Annotated in this window: 4 protein-coding genes; all 4 read right to left on the bottom strand. The window is 48.9% G+C overall.

Features of this window, described 5'->3' with window-relative positions:
• Positions 1-193: 193 nt before the first annotated feature.
• A complete protein-coding gene (gene rplA / locus ABYT30_RS18390; RefSeq protein WP_373084334.1) occupies positions 194-892 on the bottom strand; it encodes a 50S ribosomal protein L1 in 699 nt (232 codons plus the stop codon).
• Positions 893-894: 2 nt separating this feature from the next.
• Positions 895-1,326: a 50S ribosomal protein L11 gene (gene rplK / locus ABYT30_RS18385; protein WP_184464460.1), complete on the bottom strand. Its 432-nt coding sequence runs from the start codon at positions 1,324-1,326 to the stop codon at positions 895-897.
• 139 nt (positions 1,327-1,465) lie between these two features.
• The gene (nusG, locus tag ABYT30_RS18380; RefSeq protein ID WP_344936680.1) at positions 1,466-1,996 is read right to left on the bottom strand and encodes a transcription termination/antitermination protein NusG; all 531 of its coding nucleotides are present in this window, start codon (positions 1,994-1,996) and stop codon (positions 1,466-1,468) included.
• A gap of 9 nt (positions 1,997-2,005) precedes the next feature.
• Complete coding sequence (gene secE / locus ABYT30_RS18375; protein WP_373084338.1) at positions 2,006-2,371, bottom strand: preprotein translocase subunit SecE; 366 nt, start codon at positions 2,369-2,371, stop codon at positions 2,006-2,008.
• Between the last annotated feature and the right edge of the window lie 121 nt (positions 2,372-2,492).

Below are 2,492 nucleotides of genomic sequence, written 5' to 3'. Positions count from 1 at the left end.
GCGTAGGCCAATGCCGGTAAACGTTGACGAATCAACACATCGATTAAGGGGTAAGTCTAAATAACCCAAACCCCGCCTACGGTCTTTGATGGTCTCTGTCTTTTGACACAGTAGGTCAGCTGTCAAAGACCACAAAGCCTATAAAACGGTTTCCGAAAAAACCGCCTCATTTAAAGCGACTAGCGCCTTAAAATCATTTCGCCGACAAGCTCGCCATATCAATTGCGATACCGGGGCCCATCGTTGAAGAAAGAGTAACCTTCTTCATATAAACGCCCTTAGCTGAAGATGGCTTAGCTTTACGCAAGTCACCCAACAGTGCCTCAAGGTTGTCTTTTAATACATTAGCTTCGAAGCTGATACTGCCGATCGCGCCATGAATGATGCCGTTTTTATCAGTACGGTAGCGAACCTGACCAGCCTTAGCATTTTTAACCGCAGTTTCAACATCTGCAGTTACGGTGCCAGTCTTAGGGTTAGGCATCAGGCCACGTGGACCAAGTACCTGGCCGAGCTGACCGACAACGCGCATTGCATCTGGAGACGCAACAACAACATCAAAGTCCATCATGCCGCCTTTAACTTCAGCAGCAAGATCGTCCATACCGACAAAATCAGCACCGGCCGCTTTAGCTTTCTCAGCATTCTCACCTTGGGTGAAAACAGCAACACGAACGGTTTTGCCCGTACCGTGTGGCAGAGTCGTTGCACCGCGAACCGCTTGATCAGATTTACGCGCATCAACACCAAGATTGATTGCAACATCTATCGCTTCGGGGAATTTAATAACAGACACTTCTTTAAGTAGCGCTACCGCTTCTTCAAAGCTGTACTGTTTACCGGGAACCACTTTTTCGCGGATCGCCTTTTGACGCTTAGTAAGCTTAGCCATGATTACAGACCCTCAACTTCAATACCGGCGGCACGGGCACTGCCCGCGATAGTGCGCACTGCTGCATCCATATCAGATGCGGTCAGATCAGCCATTTTAATCGTGGCGATCTCTTCAAGCTGGGCGCGAGTCACTTTACCGACTTTCTTGGAGTTGGGTGTACCAGAACCACTAGTAACACCGGCAGCCTTCTTCAACAAGAAAGAAGCTGGTGGCGTTTTAGTGACAAAGGTAAAACTACGATCTGAATAAACAGTGATTACAACTGGAATTGGCATGCCAGCTTCAAGGCTCTGAGTTTGAGCATTAAAGGCCTTACAGAATTCCATAATGTTAACGCCGTGCTGACCCAGTGCGGGACCAACTGGCGGACTTGGGTTGGCCTTACCGGCAGCAACCTGAAGCTTAATATAAGCTTGTACTTTTTTAGCCATGACTTCCTCCTAGCGGGTACAAACGCCTTACGATTTACAATCGCCGTTAGGCTCCCCAGTTTAAACTGCTGTTTTGCGGGCCAAGGCCCTACAAACCAGCAACAATACATTTACTCAGCGCTTATGCTGCCAAATAAAATTAAGCTTTCTCTACCTGCACAAAATCCAACTCAACTGGCGTTGAACGCCCGAAGATCAGCACTGCTACGTGCAGACGGTTTTTCTCATAATTCACTTCTTCGACGACACCATTGAAATCATTAAACGGCCCATCGATAACCCGCACCATCTCACCTGGCTCAAACAAGGTTTTAGGCTTGGGCTTGTCACCACTTTCGACGCGCTGCAAAATAGCCTGCGCTTCTTTCTCAGTAATAGGCGCAGGCTTGTCTGCCTTGCCACCAATAAAGCCCATTACTCGAGGCGTCTCTTTTACCAAATGCCAAGTATCGTCGCCGAGTTCCATTTGAATCAGCACGTAACCTGGGAAAAACTTGCGCTCACTTTTGCGCTTCTGGCCACCGCGCATCTCAATAACTTCTTCAGTGGGCACTAAAACCTCACCAAAGCGATCTGCAAAACCAGAGAGTTCAATACGCTCTTTTAATGCGAGTGCAACTTTCTTTTCATACCCAGAATAGGCGTGTACAACATACCAGCGCTTTGTCATGCCCTACCTCTAGCCAATAACCATGGATGCCAACCAACCCAACAGAGTGTCTAAGCCCCACAGAATCAATGCCGCAACAACTACAAACGCCACTACAATCAGCGTGGTTTGGGTGCTTTCCTGACGCGACGGCCAGACAACCTTGCGAATTTCAGTGCGCGCGCCTTTGAGCAACTCAAAAAAAGCCTCGCCTTTCACTGTACCGTACGCGATATACCCTGCAATCAGCGCCAACACCAATAAGGCGATGACACGATAAAGCAAAGACTCGCCAGAGAAATATATATTGCCGCCAACGCCGCCAGCCACTAATAGAGCCACAAGACTCCATTTCAGGCCATCGAGGCGACCAGCGTCTTCCGCCTTAGCACTCATTGTTAAAACATTTCCCTTTTTCGCTAAGCGCAAAACACCACTACGCATACGCGAAGCGGTGTCAACGTAAATGGCAGGCCAGGAGGGACTCGAACCCCCAACAGCCGGTTTTGGAGACCGG

The sequence above is a fragment of the Zhongshania sp. genome (assembly GCF_041623545.1).
Taxonomy (GTDB): Bacteria; Pseudomonadota; Gammaproteobacteria; order Pseudomonadales; family Spongiibacteraceae; genus Spongiibacter.
This window is presented reverse-complemented; position numbering and strand designations above follow the sequence as displayed.

Bases quoted from the DNA above. Each gene is read 5' to 3' on its own strand.
- rplA (WP_373084334.1), bottom strand. From the start codon at position 892: ATGGCTAAGCTTACTAAGCGTCAAAAGGCGATCCGCGAAAAAGTGGTT.
- rplK (WP_184464460.1), bottom strand. From the start codon at position 1,326: ATGGCTAAAAAAGTACAAGCTTATATTAAGCTTCAGGTTGCTGCCGGT.
- nusG (WP_344936680.1), bottom strand. From the start codon at position 1,996: ATGACAAAGCGCTGGTATGTTGTACACGCCTATTCTGGGTATGAAAAG.
- secE (WP_373084338.1), bottom strand. From the start codon at position 2,371: ATGAGTGCTAAGGCGGAAGACGCTGGTCGCCTCGATGGCCTGAAATGG.